The 21,952-nt window shown below is 66.8% G+C and carries 23 protein-coding genes; 10 read left to right on the top strand and 13 right to left on the bottom strand.

What is annotated here, in order from left to right; translation table 11 throughout:
- Positions 1-6: 6 nt before the first annotated feature.
- On the bottom strand, positions 7-2,382 hold the full coding sequence (locus BACI348_RS02280; protein WP_159823763.1) for a phosphoketolase family protein: 2,376 nt from the start codon (positions 2,380-2,382) through the stop codon (positions 7-9).
- Positions 2,383-2,505: 123 nt separating this feature from the next.
- Between BACI348_RS02280 and BACI348_RS02275 the strand changes: the two genes are divergently transcribed.
- Together BACI348_RS02275 and BACI348_RS02270 are read left to right on the top strand one after the other, a co-directional pair.
- The gene (locus BACI348_RS02275) at positions 2,506-3,105 is read left to right on the top strand and encodes a hypothetical protein (RefSeq protein WP_159823762.1); all 600 of its coding nucleotides are present in this window, start codon (positions 2,506-2,508) and stop codon (positions 3,103-3,105) included.
- Between the two features lie 113 nt (positions 3,106-3,218).
- Positions 3,219-4,133, top strand: coding sequence for an AEC family transporter (locus tag BACI348_RS02270; RefSeq protein WP_236557376.1), 915 nt, complete (start codon positions 3,219-3,221; stop codon positions 4,131-4,133).
- A 32-nt stretch (positions 4,134-4,165) separates the two neighbouring features.
- Here the strand turns inward: BACI348_RS02270 and BACI348_RS02265 are convergent, their stop codons facing one another.
- The 3 genes from BACI348_RS02265 to BACI348_RS02255 form a co-directional block, all read right to left on the bottom strand.
- Positions 4,166-4,759 (bottom strand): histidine phosphatase family protein, encoded by a 594-nt coding sequence (locus BACI348_RS02265; RefSeq protein WP_159823760.1) that lies wholly within the window; start codon positions 4,757-4,759, stop codon positions 4,166-4,168.
- Between the two features lie 61 nt (positions 4,760-4,820).
- Positions 4,821-5,207, bottom strand: a complete 387-nt coding sequence (locus BACI348_RS02260; protein WP_236557374.1) for a hypothetical protein — start codon at positions 5,205-5,207, stop codon at positions 4,821-4,823.
- 17 nt (positions 5,208-5,224) lie between these two features.
- Positions 5,225-6,085: an HAD family hydrolase gene (locus tag BACI348_RS02255; RefSeq protein ID WP_159823759.1), complete on the bottom strand. Its 861-nt coding sequence runs from the start codon at positions 6,083-6,085 to the stop codon at positions 5,225-5,227.
- Positions 6,086-6,534: 449 nt separating this feature from the next.
- Between BACI348_RS02255 and BACI348_RS02250 the strand changes: the two genes are divergently transcribed.
- Positions 6,535-7,359, top strand: coding sequence for a putative endonuclease domain-containing protein (locus BACI348_RS02250; protein WP_236557373.1), 825 nt, complete (start codon positions 6,535-6,537; stop codon positions 7,357-7,359).
- A gap of 62 nt (positions 7,360-7,421) precedes the next feature.
- On the opposite strand, the gene serS is transcribed toward BACI348_RS02250, so the two are convergent.
- A complete protein-coding gene (gene serS, locus BACI348_RS02245; protein ID WP_159823757.1) occupies positions 7,422-8,702 on the bottom strand; it encodes a serine--tRNA ligase in 1,281 nt (426 codons plus the stop codon).
- A 91-nt stretch (positions 8,703-8,793) separates the two neighbouring features.
- Here serS and BACI348_RS02240 point away from each other — a divergent pair, with 91 nt between their 5' ends.
- The gene (locus BACI348_RS02240; RefSeq protein WP_159823756.1) at positions 8,794-9,858 is read left to right on the top strand and encodes a diacylglycerol/lipid kinase family protein; all 1,065 of its coding nucleotides are present in this window, start codon (positions 8,794-8,796) and stop codon (positions 9,856-9,858) included.
- Positions 9,859-9,874: 16 nt separating this feature from the next.
- On the opposite strand, the gene BACI348_RS02235 is transcribed toward BACI348_RS02240, so the two are convergent.
- From BACI348_RS02235 to BACI348_RS02225, 3 genes are all read right to left on the bottom strand, one after another.
- Positions 9,875-10,081: a hypothetical protein gene (locus BACI348_RS02235; protein ID WP_159823755.1), complete on the bottom strand. Its 207-nt coding sequence runs from the start codon at positions 10,079-10,081 to the stop codon at positions 9,875-9,877.
- Between the two features lie 92 nt (positions 10,082-10,173).
- Positions 10,174-11,151 (bottom strand): prephenate dehydratase, encoded by a 978-nt coding sequence (gene pheA / locus BACI348_RS02230; RefSeq protein WP_159823754.1) that lies wholly within the window; start codon positions 11,149-11,151, stop codon positions 10,174-10,176.
- Between the two features lie 76 nt (positions 11,152-11,227).
- Positions 11,228-11,554, bottom strand: a complete 327-nt coding sequence (locus tag BACI348_RS02225) for a rhodanese-like domain-containing protein (protein WP_159823753.1) — start codon at positions 11,552-11,554, stop codon at positions 11,228-11,230.
- A 225-nt stretch (positions 11,555-11,779) separates the two neighbouring features.
- Here BACI348_RS02225 and BACI348_RS02220 point away from each other — a divergent pair, with 225 nt between their 5' ends.
- The 5 genes from BACI348_RS02220 (at position 11,780) to BACI348_RS20975 (ending at position 15,082) form a co-directional block, all read left to right on the top strand.
- The gene (locus BACI348_RS02220) at positions 11,780-13,198 is read left to right on the top strand and encodes an amidase (protein WP_159823752.1); all 1,419 of its coding nucleotides are present in this window, start codon (positions 11,780-11,782) and stop codon (positions 13,196-13,198) included.
- Between the two features lie 134 nt (positions 13,199-13,332).
- Positions 13,333-13,560, top strand: a complete 228-nt coding sequence (locus BACI348_RS02215; RefSeq protein WP_159823751.1) for a hypothetical protein — start codon at positions 13,333-13,335, stop codon at positions 13,558-13,560.
- Positions 13,561-13,668: 108 nt separating this feature from the next.
- Complete coding sequence (locus BACI348_RS02210; RefSeq protein WP_159823750.1) at positions 13,669-13,872, top strand: hypothetical protein; 204 nt, start codon at positions 13,669-13,671, stop codon at positions 13,870-13,872.
- Positions 13,873-14,075: 203 nt separating this feature from the next.
- Positions 14,076-14,438, top strand: a complete 363-nt coding sequence (locus BACI348_RS02205) for a hypothetical protein (protein ID WP_159823749.1) — start codon at positions 14,076-14,078, stop codon at positions 14,436-14,438.
- 107 nt (positions 14,439-14,545) lie between these two features.
- On the top strand, positions 14,546-15,082 hold the full coding sequence (locus BACI348_RS20975) for a LapA family protein (RefSeq protein WP_328699903.1): 537 nt from the start codon (positions 14,546-14,548) through the stop codon (positions 15,080-15,082).
- Between the two features lie 56 nt (positions 15,083-15,138).
- Here BACI348_RS20975 and BACI348_RS02195 read toward each other — a convergent pair whose 3' ends face one another.
- The 3 genes from BACI348_RS02195 to BACI348_RS02185 are packed head-to-tail and all read right to left on the bottom strand — an operon-like array spanning position 15,139 to position 19,270.
- Positions 15,139-16,644, bottom strand: coding sequence for a carboxyl transferase domain-containing protein (locus BACI348_RS02195; protein WP_159823748.1), 1,506 nt, complete (start codon positions 16,642-16,644; stop codon positions 15,139-15,141).
- Between the two features lies 1 nt (position 16,645).
- Complete coding sequence (locus tag BACI348_RS02190) at positions 16,646-17,854, bottom strand: CaiB/BaiF CoA transferase family protein (protein WP_159823747.1); 1,209 nt, start codon at positions 17,852-17,854, stop codon at positions 16,646-16,648.
- Between the two features lie 48 nt (positions 17,855-17,902).
- Positions 17,903-19,270 carry an SLC13 family permease gene (locus BACI348_RS02185; RefSeq protein ID WP_159823746.1) on the bottom strand — a complete coding sequence of 456 codons (1,368 nt, stop codon included), beginning with the start codon at positions 19,268-19,270 and terminating at the stop codon, positions 17,903-17,905.
- 137 nt (positions 19,271-19,407) lie between these two features.
- On the opposite strand from BACI348_RS02185, the gene BACI348_RS02180 reads away from it, so the two are divergent.
- Positions 19,408-20,106 (top strand): FadR/GntR family transcriptional regulator, encoded by a 699-nt coding sequence (locus tag BACI348_RS02180; protein ID WP_159823745.1) that lies wholly within the window; start codon positions 19,408-19,410, stop codon positions 20,104-20,106.
- Between the two features lie 124 nt (positions 20,107-20,230).
- On the opposite strand, the gene BACI348_RS02175 is transcribed toward BACI348_RS02180, so the two are convergent.
- On the bottom strand, positions 20,231-20,797 hold the full coding sequence (locus BACI348_RS02175) for a DUF4190 domain-containing protein (RefSeq protein ID WP_159823744.1): 567 nt from the start codon (positions 20,795-20,797) through the stop codon (positions 20,231-20,233).
- 47 nt (positions 20,798-20,844) lie between these two features.
- A complete protein-coding gene (locus BACI348_RS02170; RefSeq protein ID WP_159829711.1) occupies positions 20,845-21,705 on the bottom strand; it encodes a nuclease-related domain-containing protein in 861 nt (286 codons plus the stop codon).
- Between the last annotated feature and the right edge of the window lie 247 nt (positions 21,706-21,952).

The following is a 21,952-nucleotide window of genomic DNA, read 5'->3' as shown; positions in this document are numbered from 1 at the left end:
GGGGGCTTAGCTGCCCAGTTTCCAGTTCCGGATCTCCTCCGGGTCCTCGCCCTGGGTGCGGGTGTGCTCGCGGGCGCGGATCCGGCGGTCCTGGAGCTCCTGGCGCAGCAGCGAGTGCTTCTCGGCCAGGCCCGGCACGCGGTCGATCGCATCAATAGCCAGCTGGAACCGGTCGATGCCGTTGAGCATGGCCATGTCGAACGGTGTGGTGGTGGTCCCCTCCTCCTTGTAGCCGCGCACGTGCAGGCCCTCCTGGTTGGTGCGGCGGTAGACCAGCCGGTGGATCAGCGACGGATAACCGTGGTAGGCGAAAATGATGGGCTTGTCGGCCGTGAAAATCCCGTCAAAGTCCCGTGCCGGCAGCCCGTGCGGATGCTCGCTTTCGTCCTGCAGGCGCATCAGGTCCACCACATTGACCACCCGGACTTTCAGGCCGGGAGCGCCCTTCCGGAGCAGTTCCGCCGCGGCCACGGTCTCCACCGTGGGGACGTCACCGGCGCAGGCAAGAACGACGTCGGGCTCCTCGCCGGGAACTTCAGTCCCGGCAAACTCCCAGATGCCCAGGCCCCGCTGGCAGTGGGTGGCGGCGTCGGCCGGTCCCAGCCAGGTGGGCGAGGGCTGCTTGCCGCTGACCACGATGTTCACGTAATCCGTAGAGGCCAGGCAGTGCTCCATCACGGACAGCAGCGTGTTGGCGTCCGGCGGCAGGTATACCCGGATGACCTCGGCCTTCTTGTTCACGGCATGGTCAATAAACCCCGGGTCCTGGTGCGAAAATCCGTTGTGGTCCTGCTGCCACACGTGCGAGGACAGCAGGTAATTCAGGGAAGGGACGGGCTGGCGCCACGGCAGCTTGCGGTGCACTTTCAGCCACTTGGCGTGCTGGTTGAACATGGAATCCACGATGTGGATGAAGGCTTCGTAGCAGTTGAAAACGCCGTGCCGGCCCGTCAGCAGGTAGCCTTCCAGCCAGCCCTGGCACAGGTGCTCACTGAGCACCTCCATCACCCTGCCGGAGCGCGCCAGGTGCTCGTCGACGTCGTCAATCCGGTACTGCCACACCTTGTCGGTGACCTCGTAGACGTTCTGGAGCCGGTTGGACGCCGTCTCGTCCGGGCCGAACAGCCGGAAGTTTTCCATGTTCAGGGCCACGACGTCCCGCATCCAGGAACCCAGCGTGATCATGGGGCTGACGCGTTCGGTCCCGGCTGTGGCGACCTCGACCGCGTGATCACCATAGGCGGGCAGCTTCAGCGCCTGCCGGAGCAGGCCGCCGTTGGCGTGGGGCGTGGCGCTCATCCGGAAATCACCTGACGGCGCACCCGCGGCGACGTCGGGCCGGAGCCGCCCGCCGCCGTCGAACAGTTCCTCCGGACGGTAGGACTGCAGCCACTCCTCCAGGAGCCCGAGGTGGTCACCGTTGGTGCGGACCTCGGACAGCGGCACCTGGTGGCTCCGCCACGTCCCCTCAACCTGCAGCCCGTCCACCTCCCGCGGACCGGTCCAGCCCTTCGGCGAGCGCAGCACCAGCACGGGCCAGTGCGGCGCCTCTGCATCGGCACCTGCGGCGTCCAGCCGGCGGATGTCCTGGATGGCACGGATGTCCGCGACACAGCTTTCCAGCGCCGCGGCGAAGTCCCGGTGTGCCTGTTCGGTATCGTCCGGGTCCTTCACGGTGACGAAATAAGGCTCGTGGCCGTAGCCGCGCAGCAGCTGGTCCAATTGCGCTTCGGGCATCCGGGCCAGGACGGTGGGGTTGGCGATTTTGTAACCGTTCAGGTGCAGGATGGGCAGCACCGCACCGTCCGTTGCCGGGTCGAGGAAATTGTGCGAGTGCCAGCTGGCGGCGAGCGGCCCGGTCTCGGCCTCGCCGTCGCCAATCACGACGGCGGCCAGCAGCTGGGGATTGTCCAGTACAGCGCCGTAGGCATGGGCGAGGGAATACCCCAGTTCGCCGCCCTCGTTGATGGAGCCCGGCGTCTCCGGAGCGGCGTGGCTGGGAATGCCGCCCGGGTAGGAGAACTGGCGGAACAGCTCGGCCATGCCCTCGCCGTCGTTGCCCACGTGTCCGTAGATTTCAGAGTACGTGCCCTCCAGCCAGGCGTTGGCGACGACGGCGGGCCCGCCGTGGCCCGGACCTGCCACAAAAAGCATCTCGGCGGAGTCACGGCGGATGATGCGGTTCAGGTGCGCGTAGACGAAGTTCAGGCCCGGAGTGGTGCCCCAGTGCCCCAGCAGCCGGGATTTGATGTGCTCCGGCTTCAACGGTTCGCGCAGCAGCGGGTTGGCGCGGAGGTAGATCTGTCCCACCGAAAGGTAGTTGGCGGCACGCCACCAGCGGTCCACCAGTTCCAGTTCGTCCTGCCCCATGCTGCCGGCCATAACCATCCTCACGTCGCTTATCGCCGCCTGGAAGCAGCCGTTGCTCCATCGCACCAGATGCGCCCGGAGGAGGCAACCCCGCTTGCCCCGGTGCTGCTGCCTCCGGGTAGGCTGTGCTTTCAGATGTTCACGCTGACAATCAACCAGACCGATAGCCGGCGCGATGGTGACCGGGTGCCGCAGCTTCTCAAGGACCTGCGGCACATTCCAGCGCGCCTGGATTTCGACCGGTCGGTTGAGGACGAGGTCCAGGGCATCGTGGACTGCCCGCACCAGGCCGTGGAGGTGGCCCTGATCGCGCTGCGGGCTGGTTCCTGGTACGTGGGGATCGGCGTCGGACCCGTGAATGAGCCGCTGCCGAACCAGATCAAGGACGCTTCCGGCCACGGGCTGGTCTATGCACGGCGGGCCGTGGACCGGCTCCGCAACAGCAAGGAGCGGGTGCCGGTGGCGGTGGAGGGTCCGCTGGCTGACGTCGCCCATGATGCCGAGGCGGTGCTCCGTTTGCTGGGGCACATCGTCCGTGACCGCTCCGGCGCCGAGTGGCGGGTCCTGGACCTGCTCACGCCGGGAGTGCGCGGCCAGCAGAAAGCGGTGGCCCAGGAACTCGGCATCACCACGCAGGCGGTCAGCAAGGCGGTGGCCCGGGCGCAGTGGAACGAGGAGCACGCTGCCCGGCCCGCGGCAGCCCGCTTGCTGGCGCTGATCCTTGAGGCTCGCTAGGCCCACCAAGCTCTTTGTGGACAATGGCCGCCGTGATGCCGGCACCCACACCCGGGTAGGTTTACAAGTACAAACATCGCGCGAACAGAATTGGGGCCTGCCTTTTGGAAGGAGTGCTGAAGGGCTTTTTCGTGGTGGGCATGGTGCTGCTGGCCGGGTATCTCCTGGCGCGGTACAACGTGCTGGGCCAGCAGGGAACCAAGGTGCTGTCCGCGTTGTCTTTCACGGTGGGGCTGCCAAGCCTGATGTTCTCGATGATTGCCACGCGGCATATCTCCGAAGTGCTCAGTGCCACCGGCCTGATTTCGGTTGTCACCGCCGTGGCGTGCATGCTGGTTTTTGCGGTGGTCGGAGCGCTGGGACGGTGGGGCACGCGGCGGACCGTCATTGGCGCACTGAGCACCGGAATCGTGAATTCCACCAACCTGGGTGTGCCTCTGTCCGCTTACGTGCTGGGCAGTGCCACGTTCGTTACGCCGATCATGCTGTTCCAGCTTGCCCTGCTGACACCCGTTGCCCTGACCATCCTGGATCTGGCCGATCCCAAGGGGCACAAACCCTCGGTCCTGAAAGTCCTTTGCACGCCGTTCCGGAATCCGGTCACGGTCGCCGCCATCCTGGGCATCCTCCTCAGCGCCTTCGAGATCGAGGTGCCGGAACTGGTGCTCGCGCCGGTGTCCCTGGCCGCGCAAATGACCGTCCCGCTGATGCTGATCATTTTCGGGATGTCCCTCCATGGCCTCACCCTGCGCGGGGGCACGGGCGAGGCCGTGCCCACCGCCCTCGCCGTGGTGCTGAAATCGGCGGTCCAGCCTGTGCTGGCGTGGGTGCTGGCCGCGTTTGTCTTCCGCCTCGACGCCTTCAGCACCTTCGTCGTCACGGCCTGCGCCATCCTCCCCACAGGACAGAACGTGGTCCTGTACTCCATCCGGTACGGGGTGGGCCAGGCGTTGGCGCAGTCCACCGCCGTGATCACCACAGTCCTGTCCGTCCCGCTGCTGCTCGGCGCCGCGCTGCTGTTTGGCTGAGCACCGGCGGGCATGGCCGGATTGGCCGGGGGTCAGCCCTGGGTGGCCGCCATGACCGGCTCGCCGTTGAAGTACTCGAGCTGCCAGCCATCGATTGGGTGGTGGTGCGCGAGGTTGAGCACCGCGTTGTCGATGCTTGCCAACGTGCTGCCGACGGCGCGGCTCAGGCTCACGCGCAGAAGCGTCCCGTGCGCGACGACGAGCAGGCGGCGTCCGCGGTACTCCCCGGCAAGTGCCTCCAGGGCAGCGAGTCCCCGGTCAGCGGCCTCGTCCTCGCTTTCGGCGCCGCGGAACCCGCCCGGAACGCGCAGCGCGTCCAGTTCCGGGCCGGCCTGCATTCCTTCTGCCGGCCCGAAGCTCCGCTCGGTCAGTTCCGGGACGCGGCGGACCTCGCTGAGCCCCAGCCCGGCGGCGATAACGTCGGCCGTCTCGGCTGCGCGGCTCAGCGGAGAGGACACGATGGCGTCCCATTCGTAAGCGGACAGAACCTCGACGGCGTCACGCGCCTGGGCGCGGCCTACGTCGTTCAGCGGGATGTCCGTGGATCCCTGCAGCCGGCGCTGTGCGTTCCAGTCAGTCTGGCCGTGGCGGATGAGGGCGAACGTCGTGAGGGTCACGCTTTCCATTCTGCCCGACGCCGGGGGCCAGGCCCCACCCGGGGACGCGCCAAGACAGCCGGGCTGAGCTTCAGTTGAGGGCAAGAACCAGGTAGGCGACGGCGAGGAACAGTGCCACGGGAGTCATCACGGCCCGCTCCGGCTTGCTCCGCGAGATGGCGTTCATCAGGATGCCGAGGACGAAGTACCCCATCAGCACCCAAATGACGGTCGACGTAACAGCCTCATTGCCGAGGTATGGCACCATGCCCGCTTTGGCGAGCGCCGCGTACCCAAAGGCCGCATACAGGACGATCGACACCGCGCTGCCTGCCCGCAGCCCGGCGGGCAGGACTTTGTGCTGCCCTCCCCAGGCCAACCGTCCCAGCGGAGCACCGCCGATGAGGGCCGCCTGAAAGACGGCAAGGCCGGCCAAAACAGCGCAGGCGCCCACCGCTGCCCACTGGACCAGAAGCACTTGCAGCCCGCCGAAAGCTAAAGGAGGCTGCGCAGCACGTGGGCGGCGCCGTCGTCGAACACGGAATGGGTGACCTCGTCCGCAGCGGCAATGACTTCCTCCGGAGCCTGGCCCATGGCCACTCCCCGCCCGGCCCAGCCGAGCATTTCGATGTCGTTCCGGCCGTCGCCGATCGCCACCGTCAGGTGCGGTTCGATGCCGAGGCGGCCGCGCAGGTTCTCCAGTGCACTGGCCTTCGTTACGCCGGCGGCGGCGATGTCCAGCCACGCCGTCCAGCCCACCGAGTAGGTGACCCCGGCCAGGCCCACGTGCTCGATGGCCTCATTGAACTCTTCGGGTGTGTTCTCGGTGCTGAACACCACCACCCGCACGGCGGTGGCTTCGAGCATGGTGTGGAAGTCCACACCCACGGCCTCGACGCCGAAGCTGGGGTCCTGGAAGCGCTCGGTGGACAGGAAGTTGCCGTCCTCATCCTCCAGGGCGTACTTCGCCGAAGGAAGCCGCTCGCGGAGTGCCCGCAAAGCCGGAGCAGGATCAAACGTGGCCTTGTGGATGACCTCGTACCCGTTCTCCAGGTCCGGCTGGAGCCGCAGCGTCACGCCGCCGTTGCAGCACACCGCGTAGCCGCGTTCAATCCCGATTTTCTCGATGATGGGCAGCGTGGCATTCAGTGACCGGCCGGTGGCGATCATCACCTCGTGGCCTGCGGCCACCACAGCCTGCGCCGCTTCGCGGACGGCCGGGGACATGTGGCCATCGTGGTCCACCAGGGTGCCGTCCACGTCAAGTGCGACCATCAGCTTCTGGTCTGCGTTGTTGTTGTGGTTGTCTCGCCGGTCATCGTTGCCGGCGACTGAGGTTTCAGTCAGCGTTGTCATCCATCAAGTAGAGCAGACGCCCCTAAAAAGCCGCTAGGACGCGCGCCACAGAGTTATTGAACAGTTGGTAAATACCCACTGGTTGTCCCCGGTGTGAGTGTTAACCTGCGTCTCTTGGTTCCCGGGGCCCAGTTACGAATGCACCGGCCAATGGACAATGCACCTGCGGACCCGCTGGTGCATCGTCCATTCGGTGGTGCGCTGCGCCGGTTTTGTGATTATCCACATACCTGGGTTATCGCTTTAATGCCTGGACCGCGCCGAGGACGATGATGGGCATGGAGTTGATTGATGCCGCCGCATTGCACCGGAGTACCGGGGACTCCCGCTCGCTCAGCAGGCGCTACGCCCGCGGCGAGTTGATCCGCGTCCGGAGAGGCGTTTACGCCCTCAAACAGGAATGGATCTCACTGCCACCATGGGAAAGGTACCGTCACACAATTCTGGCTGTGAACCTTGAGTTGCCGGAGTCGAGGTTTTGCCTCAACACAGCCGCCGCACTGTGGGACCTGGAATTGCTCGATATTCCGAGCCACGTGCAGCTGTCCGGGGCCTCAAGGGGCCACACAGGCCGGAGCCGTCCAACGACTTCAGCCGCCCTGATGCCGTCCGGCTTTTCCGGATTAGAGGGACTGGGCAGCTACGGCATCGCCCGCCACGGCCCGCAGGCAGCCGCAGTTTTGCACAACGGGCTGTTGGTAACTCCGTTGCCCGAGACTGTGGTGTCAGTTATCGCACGAGAAAATTTTGCGGCGGGTACGGTTCTGGCCGATCATGCCATTGGCATGCGACGAACCTCAGGCCCAGCAGTGGGCAAGGACGAATTGCTGGCGCTTGCTGCTCGCCTGGAATCGGGGGCACGACGGCGCTGGGCCACCCAAGTACTCGATTTCGCCGTTACGAATTCAGGATCCGCCGGCGAATCGCTCAGCAGGGCACAGATCCATCTTTTGGGCTTTCCTGCTCCGCTGCTTCAGGCGAGTTTCCATATAGGCGGGCGTTTCGTCGCCCGAACGGACTTCTTCTGGCCGCGGTTCAAACTCGTCGGGGAGTTCGACGGCGACGCGAAGTACCTCCGCGACGAATACCTCGGCCACCAGACCGCCCGCCAGACGGTGTTGGCCGAGAAGAAGCGCGAAGACAAACTCCGCGCGGCCGGGTTCAGGGTAGCGCGATGGGACTGGGCGATAGCGTCAGATGCGCCGCGGCTGGCCGCGCTGCTGCGGAATGCCGGCCTTCCCAGCAGCGGGAGCAGAAACAAAAGCACCCCCTAACGGACTTTGCACCCGCGGATACGCAGGTGCAAAGTCCGTTAGAGGGTGCGAAACCCTGAAACCTACAGGACCGGGAGGACCTCAAGGCCGCCCAGGTACTTCTGCAGCGCCTTGGGAACGTTGACCGAGCCGTCCGCGTTCTGGTGGTGCTCCAGCAGCGCCACGATCCAGCGGGTGGTGGCCAGCGTCCCGTTCAGGGTGGCCGCGGCGCGGGTGCCCTTGGAGACGCCGTCCGCGTTGACCACGCGTTCGCGGATGTTCAGGCGGCGGGCCTGGAACGTGGTGCAGTTGGACGTGGACGTCAGCTCGCGGTACGCACCCTGGGTGGGAACCCAGGCTTCACAGTCGTACTTCCGGGCGGCGGACATACCGAGGTCGCCGGCCGCAGTGTCAATCACCCGGTACGGCAGTTCGCACTTGGCCAGCATTTCCTCCTCCCACGCCAGCAGCCGCTGGTGCTCCGCAGCGGCCTCCTCAACGGTGGTGTAGATGAACATTTCCACCTTGTTGAACTGGTGGACGCGGATGATGCCGCGGGTGTCCTTGCCGTGCGAGCCGGCCTCGCGGCGGTAGCACGAGCTTTGCCCGGCATAGCGGATGGGCCCGGCGGAGAAGTCGAGGATTTCGTCGGAGTGGTACCCCGCCAATGGCACCTCGGAGGTGCCCACAAGGTAAAGGTCGTCTTCGGCCAGACGGTAGATCTCGGCGTCGTGCTTAACATCGAAGCCGGTGCCCTGCATGGTTTCCGGACGCACCAACGTAGGCGTGATCATCGGGATAAAGCCGGCCTCGATAGCCTGCTCCATGGCCATCTGCAGGAGCGCCATCTCCAGCCGGGCCCCCACGCCTCGGAGGAAGTAGAAGCGCGAACCGGACACTTTGGCGCCGCGCTCCATGTCGATGGCACCGAGCAGCTCGCCGATTTCCAAGTGGTCGCGGGGCTCGAAGTCGCGGAACTCGCGGGGCGTGCCCACGGTCTTGACCACCACGTAGTCGTCCTCGCCGCCCTCGGGGACGCCGTCCTCGATCAGGTTGGGGATGGTGCGCAGCAGCTCTTCCTGCTTGCTCTGCGCGGCATCGGCCTCAGCGGACGCGGCCTTGACCGAGTTGGCCAGCTCCTTGACCTCGGCCAGGAGGGCCTTCTTCTCGTCGCCCTTGGCCTGGGCCACCTTCTTGCCGAAGGCGTTCTGCTCGGCGCGGAGGTTCTCGAAGCGGATCAGCGCCGCGCGGCGTGCGGAGTCGGCGGAAATGATCGCGTCCACCACTGATTCGTCCGCACCGCGGGCGCGCTGGCTGGCTCGGTACTTCTCCGGGTTTTCGCTGAGGTCTTTTACGTCGATCACCACATAAGGGTATCCAATCCGTCAGGAGTACGACGGCGGTGGGCCAGTGTGCCGGTCAACCCACCTCCCGCCGGGATACTGTTGAACCACCATGAGCGACCTGATTCTGTACCTGCTGATAGCGGTGGCGCTTGCCTTCGCCATCTCCAGCTGGTGGGGGGTCCGCAGGCTGAAGGCCCTGCATGTGCGCAGCGCCGTGGGTGGTGAGGCGCACGAGCCGGGCCTCACCCAGCAGCGCGTCGCCGTGATACTGAACCCCATCAAGGCACGGTCGGATGAAACGAAGGCCACCATCCAGCGTGCCTGCCTAACGGCCGGTTGGGACGAGCCGGTCTTTTATGAGACGACGGCGGAAGACCCCGGATTCTCGCAGGTGCAGGCGGCCCTCAGGCACAAGCCCGACGTCGTCCTGGTGGGCGGTGGCGACGGCACCGTGCGGGTGGTGGCTGAGTCCCTCGCCGGCACCGGTGTAGCCATGGGCCTGGTCCCGCTGGGTACGGGGAACCTGCTGGCGCGGAACGTGGACCTGGACGTCTACGACCTGCACGGCAACGTCCAGACTGCCCTCTTCGGGCACCAGCGCTACATCGACACCGCCCGGATGGGCATCGAAAACTCCCGCACCGGCCACTCCTCCGAGCACGTTTTCCTGGTGATCGCGGGCATCGGGATGGACGCTGAGGTCCTGGCGGACACCAATGCCGGTCTCAAGAAGGCGCTCGGCTGGCTGGCATACACCGAGGCGGGCATGCGCCACCTGCCCGGCCGCCGGAAGAAGGTTTCGATCTCCCTGGACGGCAGCCCGGACCAGGTCCGGAATATCCGCAGCGTCCTCTTCGCGAACTGCGGCCTGGTCCCCGGCGGCATCGACTTCATCCCGCAGGCCATGATCGACGACGGCATGCTGGACGTGGTGGTGATGAGCCCGCGCAGCGCGATCGGCTGGGTGCTGATGTACGTCAAGATCATGTTCAAGCACAGCGGGAAGCTGCCCATCATGACCGTCTACCGGTCCGGCAAGGTGGTCATCAAGTGCCCCGAGCCGATGCCCACCCAGCTCGACGGCGACACGGCAGGCGAGGCCACCAAGGTCACCGTGCAGGTGGAGCCCGGTTCATTGCTAATCAGGGTTAGGGGTCAGGCGACGCAAGGCTGAACCAGCGGGTCAGGCGTTAGGCGTTGGCTTCCTTGTGGTCCCCGGCGGCGGCCTTCGCGGCGGCGCGGGCCTCGGACTGCTCTCGGATCATGGCCTGTTCCTCTTCGAAGCGCAGGCGGTCAGCACGGTCAGCGTCGTCGCCGTCCCAGTCCTGGTTATCGGCAGTTGGCCGGGGATTGACGATCATTCCCTGGCCGTCGTTATCGCTGCTGCTGGTAGTCATGACCCGCTCCCTTCATTAGGGGCCATCCATTGTGGATCAAGCAAGCATACGCATTGTCCACAGCCCGCGGAAGTGGTAGGAGAGGCAATTGGCTACGCTGTCGGCGAAGCGGCGGAACCGTTTTCCTGGCGCTCAGCCCCGGATTGCAGACCCGCAACCCAAGCCCGCGCTGCCGCGAAAGCCGCATCCGAGGTGTGCGGTTCCACCACCGCCTCCTGGTGGTCCGCCCGCGGGTACGACCCCAGGAAGCGGGTGGCAGGGCTGATGCGGTGGAGCCCGGCCAGTGCGTCCGCAACCCGGGCGTCCCCAACGTGCCCGTCGGCGTCGATGCTGAAGAAGTAATGGCCCAGGTACTGCCCGGTGGGCCTGGATTCGATCCGGCTGAGGTTCACGCCCCGGCTGGCGAACTGGTCCAGGATTTCCATCAGGGCGCCGGGCCGGTCTTCGGGCAGCGGCACCACCACCGTGGTCTTGTCCGCTCCGGTGCGTTCGGGCAGGATGCCGGGGCGGCTGACCAGGATGAAACGGGTTACGGCACCGGGGTTGTCGCCGATGTCCTCGGCGAGCGCCGCGAGCCCGTGCTGTTCCTCGGCCACCAGTGGAGCGCAGATGGCGGCATCGTAGTGGCAGTCCTCCGCCAGCAGCCCCATGGCAGCTGCGGCGGTGGATGATCCCGGAATATATTCCGCCCCCGGAAGATGGGCGTCCATCCACAGCCGGCACTGCGCCCAGGCGTGGCCATGGGTGGAGATCCGCCGGATATCCTGCAACCGCACACCGGGCCGGGTCACCAGCACAAAGCTGATGGGCACCAGGACCTCACGGATGATCCGTAGTTCCTGCCCTGTGGCGATGGCGTCAAGGGTGGCCGTGACGCCGCCTTCCACCGAATTTTCGATCGGCACCATGGCGGCGTCGGCGGACCCTTCGCGCACTTTGTCCAGTGCGGCATTAACGTTCGACGCCGGGACGCGGCTTGCCTGAGCGGCCCCGGGTATCTTCAACAGTGCCGCCTCGGTGAAGGTACCTTCGGGCCCGAGGAAGGCATAAGTGGCGGGGGACGCAGGCATCGGGATTCCTTTTGGGGCATGAAAGCACCCCGAAAAAGGGCGCCTGTAACAGGACGGCGGGCAGTGTTGGCAGGCGCTAGAGCACCAGCGGCTTCAGGCCGTTATCGGAAACCAGGGGTTTCCCTGCCTCCAGCCACTGGTCCATGCCGCCCGAGACATTAATGGCTGTGTACCCCTGGCCCGTCAGCCACTGGGCAGCGCGGAAGGACCGGCCGCCGGTCCGGCAGATGACGTAGAGGTCCTGGTCCGGATCGAGTTCGTCCAGCCGGGCGGGCAGCTGGTCCATAGGGATGTGGAGTGCGCCTTCGGCGTGCCCGGCCACCCATTCGTAGTCCTCCCGGACATCCAGGATCGCGGCGTCGTTGGGGATGTCGTTGACGGGGACGGTATCGAAATCACTCATCGGAATTCCTGTCTGGCAGATCGTGGTCAGCTTTAAGCCTAGTCCCCGCCCCTGGAACAAGCCCCCCTGCCTGAGTCCGGTCCACTCCACGCTTGCTTCCCGGGAAGGGCCCCGCGTTAGGCTTTTGGGACGACGTCGTAGCAAGAACCCCGGGAGGAACCTTGCCTGTATGCCAGCCCGCCATCATCAGGGGCGCGGCCAGGGAGTTCCTGGAGCCGCGGTCCATTGGCTGAGCTCCACGAACTTTCCGCCGTTATGCTCCGCGACAAACTCCGCAATGGCGAAGTTTCCTCCGCGGAGGCCACAGGCCATTTCCTGTCCCGGATTGAAAAGCACAACCCCCTGCTGGGCGCTTTTGTCACAGTTACGGCCGGGCAGGCGCTGAGCGCGGCCCGGGCCGCCGATTCCCTCCGGACCCGCATACCCAAGGGTGAGCTGCCGGCCCTGCACGGCATGCCCTTGGCTTTCAAGGACCTGACCGACGTTGCCGGTGTGGTGACCACCCACGGCAGCGCGGCCCTGGAGCACAAACCTGCGGCGGGCGACGGCCCCTTGGTGGCCCTTCTCAAGGACGCTGGCGTGATCTCGCTGGGCAAGACGCAGGTGCCCGAATTCGGGCTGACGGCCTACAGCGAAAACCGCGTGGCGCCGCCGTCGCGCAATCCCTACGCTCCCAGCAGGAGCTCAGGCGGCTCTTCCGGCGGCAGCGCAGCAGCCGTGGCCGCCGGACTGCTTCCCTTCGCGCCCGGCACGGACGGCGGCGGGTCCATCCGCATCCCCGCCGCGGCGTGCGGACTGGTGGGCCTGAAGCCGGGCCGCGGACTGGTGCCCAGCGGAGAAAGCCTGGGCGACCCTGCACGGCTGGTGGTGGCGGGTCCCCTGGCCCGGAACGCCGCCGACGCCGCGTTGATGATGGACGCGCTCGTTCCAGCGCCGCCTCCTGAAGGCAGCTACCTCGCGGCAATGGAACAGGAGCCGCCGCGGCTGCGGATCGGCGTCACTCTGGACAGCCCGTGGTCCGGCACCTTCCCGTTCACTCCGGACCCGGAGGCGCTGGAGGCACTTAGAGCGGGCGAAAAGCTCCTCGACGCGGCCGGACATTCACTCAGCGACGCGGCCATCCGCTACGACAACCGCTACCCGGACGCGTTCACCACGGCCTGGACCGCGCCCGTGGGCGCGGCGAGGATCAGTCCGCACCGCGAAGCCCTGCTGGCGCCCCTCACCCGGACGTTCCGCCGTCGGGCGCAACAACGCAGCCCCGCGAAGTTGAACGAGGCGCTGGCGTTCCTCCGGCAGTTCCAGAGGGACACGGTAACCCAGTACGCGCAGTGGGACCTGATGCTGATGCCCGCTCTCGCGCAGACGCCGCGCCCGGTGGGCTGGTTCACGGGAACTGCCCACGGCGATGACCGCTGGCCGGCGGCGCAGTGGGCAGGGGATGCCGACGGCGACTACCGGAAACAGTGCGAATTCGCGCCGTGGTCCTCAATGGTCAACGTCTGCGGCCTGCCAGCGATCACCATCCCCGTCCACTGGACCGGTGGTGATCCCGGCCAGGGGCTGCCGATGGGCATCCAACTGGTGGGGCCGATGGGCTCAGAGGCCCTTCTTCTGCAGGTAGCCCGGCAATTGGGATACTAAGAAGCTTTGCACGAGGCCTTGTTGACCTGGATCTAACGCGGGTTTAATGCAGCCGTAACCGTGGTGCAGAAGACTGGGAAGTCCACACGTTCCCGTTCCGCCCGCAGGCCAAGACTCAACGAGGAGTTGCCCTCATGAACGCTGAACACCCCACCACCGCCGGCGGAACCTCCAGCCAGGTGCGCCAGGGCAGGTCCGATCTGAACAACTCCAATGTCAGGGAGGATTTGGCCCGAACGGGGCGCTGCGCCATGGTGCACTTGCCGACCGGCCGGATCTGCCTGCTCCCGTTCCGGCATCACGGCCCTTGCGAGTTCCACCGTCCACAGGAGGCCGACGACGTGATGTCCGGCGGGCACTGACCGCGGCTTGCGGATGGGCCTGCGGGTCCTGGCCGCCTCTGCCTACACCTCGACTCCGCGGGCGAACAGGAGGACGATTAAAGGGCAGTCACTATGAGGAGGCCTGTGATGTGCTATTCATCCAGCAAGGACTTCGGGTGGGGCATCAGGAAGGAAACTGAGCGCCGGCCCGAGGCAAAGCAGGAAACCCCGGTGGAGACTCCGGAGAAGCCGGTCAAGGCTCAGGACTTCACGTTCTGGGCATTCCCCAGCTGGCGCAGAACGCCTGCGCCCCGCACCCCTTCGGCTGAAAAGAGCAAGGAGAGGGTCTGACACCTTGACGGTGCCGTCATTCGGAAGGACCTCCACACGGAGGCCCTTCCGTTTCGTGACGGCCAGACCGTAATGTCCGGTGGGGTCCAGGAGTGGAGCAGGCAGCGGTGGTGGAAGAAGGCAGCGGTGGTGGAAGCAGGCAACAGCGGAGCGGACAGGGTGCCACCCCACGCGAGCCAAAGCCGCCGGAAGGAGCCGGGGACGTGAACGGACTGTTCGTGCATGCAGCCACCCTGCTCATGGCCGGCCCCGGCGATGATCCCGCAGCTCCCGGCGCCGCCATCACCGTCGCCCTGTGCGGAAGCTGGGAACACCCGCCGCCGTGCCCGCTCGCCGCGCACCACACCGGCTGGTCCCGGGCAGGGGACACGGTGTCGCTGCGGATCATCTTCTCAGCCCGGGCCCCTGATGAAGCCGAGGTCCGGGGGCTCATCAACGAGGCGCTGGCCTCCGGGAACATGGCCGCTCCGGACGGCACTGTCTCCCGCTGGACCCTGCTCGCCGGTGGCCTGGCGGAACTCAGCAGCCAGGAACGTGAGCACGCAGAGCGCATTTCCGGAACGTAGCCCGGCCGCAGGCCCTTTCCGTTGTGCTGTTCCGACGACTCCCGCTAGGGTGGGACCATAAGCATGCTTAGTATCACGTCCATGGAAGTCCTGGGAAGGGAAACAGCATGAGCACCGGAAATTACCCGCCGGCCGGACAGCCGGAGTCCGCCGGAAACTACCCCGAAACCAATCCGCCCGGGGGAACACCTGCCCGCGCAGACGCCCCAGCAAGCCCTGGCACCACCCCGGCAGCACCGGCAACCGGACGGCGGGCGTCGGGCACCCAGGTATCGGGCACCCAAGTAGCAGGGACGCAGCCAACAGGAACGCAGGCAGAGGGGACGAGCGTGCCGGATTCGACATCGGGAACCACCTCCCAGCCCGCCCCTCCCACCTCCCAGCAGCCGGTGACCCGCGCCGGTGTGGTGTGGGCCGCCGTCGTGGCCGCCCTGGTTCTCCTGATCCTGCTCATCATCTTCATCCTGCAGAACCAGGGGCAGGTGACTGTCCGCTACTTCGGCCTTGAAGGACTTGTCCCGCTGGGGATGGCCCTGTTCATTGCGAGTGTGTCGGGTGGCGTCCTGGTGGCTGTGGCCGGCGGGGCCCGGATCCTTCAGCTCCGCAGGAACGCCCACCGCGCCCGCTCAGCCACACGGAAGTAACCGCGGGACCGTCCCGGCACGCGCCGAGCCCCGGGCACCTCGGGCACCTCAGCACCTCAGGCGCCGAGGCTCCGGTACTTCGCGGACCGGGCGGCCACCAGCCCCGGCACGGGCACACCCGCCACGGATCCGAGCTCGTACTCAATGGCCAGCGCCATCCGCCGGCAGAACTCCTGCGGTTCCAACGAGGCGTCGTCGCGCTCATCCACGATGTGGTCCACCAGGCCGTTGGCGTAGAGCGATGCGACGTTCACTCCCTGCGCCTGCGCCATGGCCGGAGCATGCGCGGTGGTCCGGTGGACGATGGCGCTGGCCCCTTCCGGCGGCAGCGGCGAGAGCCAGCTGTGCTGCGCCGCGATGGTCCGGTCGGCCGGCAACAAGGCGAGCGCCCCTCCCCCGGTGCCCTGGCCCAGCAGCACCGAAACTGATGGTGCTTCCAGCCCGATGAGCTCATGCAGCGAGCGTGCGATCTCGCCGGCCAGCCCGCCCTCCTCGGCTTCCTGCGACAGCGCCGCGCCTGCGGTGTCGATAACCGTGAGCAGGGGCAGCCGCAGTTCCTCGGCCAGCTTCATGCCGCGCCTGGCCTCCCGCAGCGAGCCGGGGCCCATCCCGGCCGCGTCCCTGCGCAGCGGACGGGCATGGCCCAGGACGATGCAGGATTGTCCCCCAAACCGGGCCAGCGCCAGCAGGAGCCCGGGATCCTTCTCCCCCTGCCCGGTGCCGTTCAGCGGCAGCGCATCGGTGGCACCGTACCTGAGGAGTTGCCGCAGGTCCGGCCTACGCGGACGCCGGGAAATGCCGATCGAGGTCCACGCATCAACCGGCGCGGGCCGGACGGCAAGCGTGGCCGGAGCCTCGGGCAGCGCCCCGCGCCGGGCGCACAGGATGTCCAGGGCCCTGGCCACCAGGTCGGCGAGGTCCGCAGGCTCCACCACGCCGTCGATCAGGCCCTTGTTGAACAGGTTTTCCGCCACCTGCACGCCCTCGGGAAAAGCTTCACCGTGCAGCGCCTCGTACACCCGAGGCCCCAGGAAGCCCAGGAGCGAACCCGGTTCAGCCACGTTAATGTGCCCCAGCGATCCCCAGGACGCCATCACGCCGCCGGTGGTGGGGTGGCGCAGGTAAACCAGGTACGGAAGGCCGGCCCGGCGGTGCGCCCGCACCGCCCCGGTGATCTTCACCATGGACAGGAAAGCCAGGGTCCCCTCCTGCATCCTGGTGCCGCCGGACGCGGGCCCGGCCAGCAGCGGCAGCCCCTCGGCGGTGGCCCGTTCGACGGCGGCCACGATCCTTTGCGCCGCAGCGTGGCCGATGGAACCGGCCAGGAAGGAAAACTCGCTGACGATCACCGCCACCCGGCGTCCGCGGATGAGCCCGGCACCGGTAATGACGGACTCATCCGTCCCGCTCCTTTCCCGCGCTTTGGCGAGGTCGCGGAAATACTCCTCGGACAGTACGGGCTCCTGCGCGGGTGAGTCCCACGAGACAAACGAGCCTGCGTCCACCACGGCGTCGAGCAGTTCCGCGGCGCCCAGGTGCCTGACCTTTTCTGTGGTGGGCATGTCAGGCCACCCTCGCTGCAGCTGCCAGGCCCAGCCATTCACGGATAGCCGGCCCGTCCTCGTCCAGCAGCGGCGGTGCGTCGTGCGCGGTGACAGTCGTTTCGGCGGTGTCGCCGGGCGCAAAGAACCTCAGCGGCGGGCCGGGCAGGCTGACCTGGCCGAGCACCGGGTGCTCCACGTCCACCACCAGCCCCTGCGACGCCACCTGCTCCCACGCGTACACCTCGTCAAGCGAGCGCACCTTCCCGGCCGGGATCCCGGCCTCGTTCAGTTTCTCGAGCAGCTCCGCTGCCCCATAGTCCGCAAAGACACGTTCGACGGCGGCAATCACCCCGGCACGGTTGCGCACCCTTTCGGCGTTGCTGGCAAAGCCCGCTGCCGCCGGCTCAAGGCCGAACGCCGCCGCGAACGAGGCCCATAGTTTTTCACTGCCGACGCTGATCTGCACGCTGCCGTCCTTGCAGGCAAACAGCCCGTAGGGGGCAATGGAGGGATGGTGGTTTCCCTGCGCCTGCGGGACTTCGCCAGCCACCGTGGTGCGGGTGCCCTGGAAGGCGTGGACTCCGATCAGGGATGCCAGCAGCGAAGTGCGCACCACCTGCCCGCGGCCGGTCCGGTCCCGTTCCACCAGGGCCGCCAGCACCCCAAACGCCCCGTTCATGCCGGCCAGCAGGTCTGCGATGGGCACACCCACGCGCTGGGGATCATTCGGGCCGGAACCGGTGAGGGACATCAGCCCGGCCTCGCCCTGGAGGATCTGGTCGTAGCCGCTGCGGTGTGACTCGGGCCCGTCATGGCCGAAGCCGGTGATGGACAGGATCACCAGCCGCGGGTTGAGCTCGTGCATGGCGGCGGTGGAGAAACCGAGCCGGTCCATCACGCCGGGGCGGAAGTTTTCGATCAGCACGTCTGCCCGTTCCAGCAGTCCGCGCAGCACCTCCTGCCCATCGGCGCTTTTCAAGTCCAGGCTGATCGATTCCTTGTTGCGGTTACAGGACATGAAGTAGGTGGACTGCAGGTCATCCTTGGGGCCAACAAACGGCGGACCCCAGCCCCGGGTATCGTCCCCGGTTCCCGGGTTCTCAACCTTGATGACCCGTGCGCCCAGGTCGGCCAGCATCATGCCGGCGTGCGGGCCTGCCAAAGCACGGCTCAGGTCAACAACGAGGTGGCCGGACAGGGGGCCTTGGGTGCTATCGGTTCTGCTCATGTGCTGGTTCCTTTACTCAAACACGAGGGAAAGTGTGCGTTCGTCCTGCTACAGCCACCCGGGCACCACCAGCGCCAGCCAGGCCAGGACCGGCCCGGCAACGATCACGATGCCGCTGTAAGCCAGGATCTTTCTGTAGAACCTCTCCTTGTCCACGCTTTCAGGAGCGTTGGCGAGCACCAGTGCGCCGTTGGTGGAGAAGGGGGAGACGTCCACGATGGTGGCGGATACGGCGAGAGCGCAGATGACGCCCACCGCGCCGATTTCACCGGTGGAGAGGAACGGCACCGCGAGCGGGATGAGTGCGGCCAGGATGGCGGTGGACGAGGCGAAGGCGGACACCACGGCCCCGATGAAGCAGATGAGCAGGGCCGCCAGCAGCGGCATGCCCATGCCGGCCACGCCGTTGGAGACGAATTCGATGGTTCCGGCTTCCTCCAGGACACCGACGAAGGTCAGCATTCCGCAGATCAGCAGCACCGTGGACCAGCTGATCTTGTTGATGGCACCCTTCTGGGCCGCGGGTGAAACCAGCGCCAGCACAATGGCGATGGTGATCGACACAAACCCCACGTCCACCTTGAAGCCGAGGGCGATGACGGCCAGGGCGATCAGGCCGGCGATGGTGACCAGCTGCGGGATCCTTTCGGAGCGCTCCTTGGTGGCGGCCACGCCGTCGCCTGCGGGATCACGCGGGCCATACATGCCGGAGCCGAACCACTTGAAGGGCACATCGGAACCGGCCTTGGCTCCCACGCTGACCGCCATCCGTGCCTCCGCTGCCTGTTCCACGAAATGCCCCACCCGGGAGGAGAGCAGTGCGCGGCCGCCCAGCACAACGAAGAGGACCAGCGCGATGAGGAGGTTGAAGAGAAAGCTGGAGAGGAACAGTGCAGTGGGACTGAAGGCCAGGTCAGTCTTGGCGAGGATGCCGTTGACCGTGACGCCGTAGACGGCAATAGGCGAGAAACCGCCGGCCTGGGCCCCGTGGATCACCATCATGCCCATCAGCAGCGGGCTGATCTTGTACTTCCCGGCGAAGCTGAGGGCGATGGGCGCAATGATGGCGACGGCGGCGGGAGACAGTGCGCCCACGGCCGTGATGACTGCGGTGATGGCGAACATGACCCAAGGGATGAGGGCCACCCGGCTCCCCACGAGCCGGACGGCACCGCGGACCAGGAGGTCGATAGTCCCGTTGTTCTGGGCAATGGCGAACAGGTAGGTGACACCGACAATGGTGAGGAAGAGGCCGCCGGGGAAGTTGGCGAGGATGTCACTGGTGGACATTCCCAGCACTACGGCGCCGAGCAGGAACGCGCCTACGAAGGCGAGGGCGCCCATGTTTAGGGGCAGGACGGTGGCGAGCAGGAACATCGCCGCCAGGATGATGATCGATAAAACAGGAGCGGACATCGTTGGTCCTCCATTGGGGAAGGAAAAAGTGTGACATGAGTAACTGGCTCACTGGACTAGCCTCTTAGACAGTGAGTCTATCTGTCAATAGGAGCGACCTGTATTCTTGAAGGACGAACGACCGGAGCGGGGGCTTTGTGGAAAAAACAGCACGGCTTGGACTGGAGCGGGTCACCCGCCCCCGGCTGTACGAACAGCTGGTGGAGCAGATCCTCGCGTACATCGAATCCACCCAGATGCGGCCCGGCGATCTGCTGCCCGCAGAACGGGACCTGGCCGAGCGGCTGGGTGTTTCGCGGGCCACCCTTGCCCAGGCTCTCGTAGCTCTCGAGGTGCTGGGCGTCATTGACGTGCAGCATGGAACGGGCGCGGTGCTGGCGCGGCGTCCCAGCGTCGCTTCGGTAATCAAGGGGCTGCGCGAGCACCGCAGCCGGCTTCCGGAAATCGTGGAGGCGCGCAGCACCCTGGAGGTCAAGCTTGCAGCCCTCGCAGCTGCCCGCCGCACGGACGAGGACTTGGCGGCGATTGACCACGCCCTGGACGTGATGTCCCGGGAAATCAACGACGGCGACCGCGGCACCCATGGCGACGAGCTCTTCCACCAGGCCATCACCGGGGCCGCGCACTCCGGCGTGCTGGCGCAGCTGATGGCGTTCATCGCGGAGATGATCCTGGAGACAAGGATGGAGTCCCTGGGCCAGCCCGGCCGGCCCGAGCAGTCCCTCGCCTCGCACCGCAAGATCGCCGACGCCATCCGCGCGCAGGATTCCGAAGCGGCAGGGGAAGCGATGCTGGCCCACATCGAGCTCGTATCGGACGTGGAACTGCTCCGCTGACCGCAACCCCGTTACGGCAGCGCCACGGAAGTGGTCGGTGGCGGCAAGGGCGCGGTACCACCGGCCGCCTTCCCCTTCCCAGGGAGGGCAGGGCCTGCTTCAGGTGCGGTTCAGAAGCTGGAGCTCAGAAAGTGTAGGACGAGCTGGTGGAGGAACTGGCGATGGCCAGGCCAATGATGGCGAGCAGCCAGAAGGCGCCGTAGCCCAGCAGGCACAGGTATCCCAGCACCAGGCCGGTGATGGACATGCCCTTGCCCGACGGCTCGCGCTTGAGCGCCAGATGGCCGGTGACGATCGCGGCGATCTGCGGCAGCAGGATCCAGCCCATGATCACCGAGGCGATGCCGCACACCATGCTGGCGATGCTGAGCGTCTTCGGTTCGGCCGGCGCGCCGTAGTAGCCCTGCTGGCTGTAGGGACCCTGCTGGCTATAAGGGCTGCCGGGCTGGTTGTACGGGCTCGGAGGCTGTCCGTACGGACTCTGCTGGCTGTACGGACTCTGCTGGCTGTAAGGGTTCTGCTGCTGGTGGTTAGCGCCGTAGCTTTCCTGGCCGTCATTGCCCTGCCCGTACTGGGGCTGGGAGGGCGCGTCCGAGCCGTACGGCGGTGCGAACCGCGGAGGTTCGGAGCCCGACGGCGTGCTGCCGCCGGGGTGTTGGGATTCAGGCCGGTTGGCGGGCTGGTCAGTCAAGGTTTTCCCCCTGGAAGTTTTGCTTCCAGCCTACCGCCGGGGGAAGGTCAGCGGGCCAGGTATGGCAGTACGTACACGGCAAAGACCACGAACGCTGCGAGCAGGGCAAGCCGTCCGGCGCCCGTATTGCCGCGCTGGCGGTACGACGCCGGCCGGGGCGTTGTGGTTCGCCGGGTTGTGGGCCGCGGGGACACCGAGCGCGCGGGCACTGGACGCGGGGTCTCCGGATCCGTGTCGCGGCCGGCGCCTAACGGGGCCGGGCGCGGGTCCGGGGGCTTCACAACTGTCCCGGGCCGCACGTTCCGGAAGGCCGTGATGCCTGGCTCCTGCTCGTGCGTGAGCTGCTGTCCGAGCTGTGCGTAGAGCCCCACCACCGCCTGCTGGTCCAGCACGGGAGGCAGCGCTTCGATGGCGCCCACCACGCGCTGGGCACCCACCACGGCCACATCCGAATTGGTCACGCCGAAGAGGTCAGGCTGGGCAGACATACAAATCAGGGGCCGGACCATCCTGCGGTGCGGCGGCGCCAGGACGGAGGCGACGGCGGCGCACTGTGCGAGTGCCCCTTCCACTGCCTGCGTGCGGGCGTAGCGGCCCTGCCACAGCACACCGGAGGAGACTTTCACTTCGCCGGTCCAGTTCTTGGCGTCCACCACCACCACGCCTCCGGGCCCCACCAGGACGTGGTCGAGGTTCGCTTTGGGCCGGCCCGGCCAGTGGACATCGTGGAGCACGTACCAGCCGCGGGGCACCAGTTCGCTGAGCTTTTCCGCCACCACGCGTTCACCCACCGCGCCTGCGTCCCAGGCCTTGGTGATGCGTTCGGCCTGGTCGAGCTGGCGCTTGAGCCTGGCAACCCGTTCAGCCGCCAGCCTGGACTGCTCCGTTGCCCCGTCCCCTGCCCCCATGGCCGTCCCTGCTTCCTGCCGGAAATGACGACGGCGGGAGGCCGCCGTCGTCCTTTTTCTCACGGGCATTCCCCGCCCGATTTTTTCGAAAGTAACAGGGCGCGCAGGCGCCGGTATATAAGTACTTTGCGAACCCGGTACTCAGGTTGGCTACTTGCTCGATGACGCCGTTCCGTCACAGGAGCGGAAACACGGGCCGGATTGTGGACGGATCGTTTTGACCGCGCCTTCCGTCTGGCATGCTGGT

Source organism: Arthrobacter sp. 9AX, assembly GCF_902506095.1.
Classification (GTDB): domain Bacteria; phylum Actinomycetota; class Actinomycetes; order Actinomycetales; family Micrococcaceae; genus Arthrobacter.
Note: the sequence above shows the minus strand (reverse complement) of the source record. Positions and strands in the feature narration are given on the sequence as shown.

Excerpts from the sequence above, each read along its gene's own strand:
- BACI348_RS02280 (WP_159823763.1), bottom strand. The coding sequence starts at position 2,382 with ATGGCCGGCAGCATGGGGCAGGACGAACTGGAACTGGTGGACCGCTGG.
- BACI348_RS02275 (WP_159823762.1), top strand. The coding sequence starts at position 2,506 with ATGTTCACGCTGACAATCAACCAGACCGATAGCCGGCGCGATGGTGAC.
- BACI348_RS02265 (WP_159823760.1), bottom strand. The coding sequence starts at position 4,759 with ATGGAAAGCGTGACCCTCACGACGTTCGCCCTCATCCGCCACGGCCAG.
- BACI348_RS02255 (WP_159823759.1), bottom strand. The coding sequence starts at position 6,085 with ATGACAACGCTGACTGAAACCTCAGTCGCCGGCAACGATGACCGGCGA.
- BACI348_RS02240 (WP_159823756.1), top strand. The coding sequence starts at position 8,794 with ATGAGCGACCTGATTCTGTACCTGCTGATAGCGGTGGCGCTTGCCTTC.
- BACI348_RS02235 (WP_159823755.1), bottom strand. The coding sequence starts at position 10,081 with ATGACTACCAGCAGCAGCGATAACGACGGCCAGGGAATGATCGTCAAT.
- pheA (WP_159823754.1), bottom strand. The coding sequence starts at position 11,151 with ATGCCTGCGTCCCCCGCCACTTATGCCTTCCTCGGGCCCGAAGGTACC.
- BACI348_RS02225 (WP_159823753.1), bottom strand. The coding sequence starts at position 11,554 with ATGAGTGATTTCGATACCGTCCCCGTCAACGACATCCCCAACGACGCC.
- BACI348_RS02215 (WP_159823751.1), top strand. The coding sequence starts at position 13,333 with ATGAACGCTGAACACCCCACCACCGCCGGCGGAACCTCCAGCCAGGTG.
- BACI348_RS02210 (WP_159823750.1), top strand. The coding sequence starts at position 13,669 with ATGTGCTATTCATCCAGCAAGGACTTCGGGTGGGGCATCAGGAAGGAA.
- BACI348_RS20975 (WP_328699903.1), top strand. The coding sequence starts at position 14,546 with ATGAGCACCGGAAATTACCCGCCGGCCGGACAGCCGGAGTCCGCCGGA.
- BACI348_RS02195 (WP_159823748.1), bottom strand. The coding sequence starts at position 16,644 with ATGCCCACCACAGAAAAGGTCAGGCACCTGGGCGCCGCGGAACTGCTC.
- BACI348_RS02190 (WP_159823747.1), bottom strand. The coding sequence starts at position 17,854 with ATGAGCAGAACCGATAGCACCCAAGGCCCCCTGTCCGGCCACCTCGTT.
- BACI348_RS02185 (WP_159823746.1), bottom strand. The coding sequence starts at position 19,270 with ATGTCCGCTCCTGTTTTATCGATCATCATCCTGGCGGCGATGTTCCTG.
- BACI348_RS02170 (WP_159829711.1), bottom strand. The coding sequence starts at position 21,705 with ATGGGGGCAGGGGACGGGGCAACGGAGCAGTCCAGGCTGGCGGCTGAA.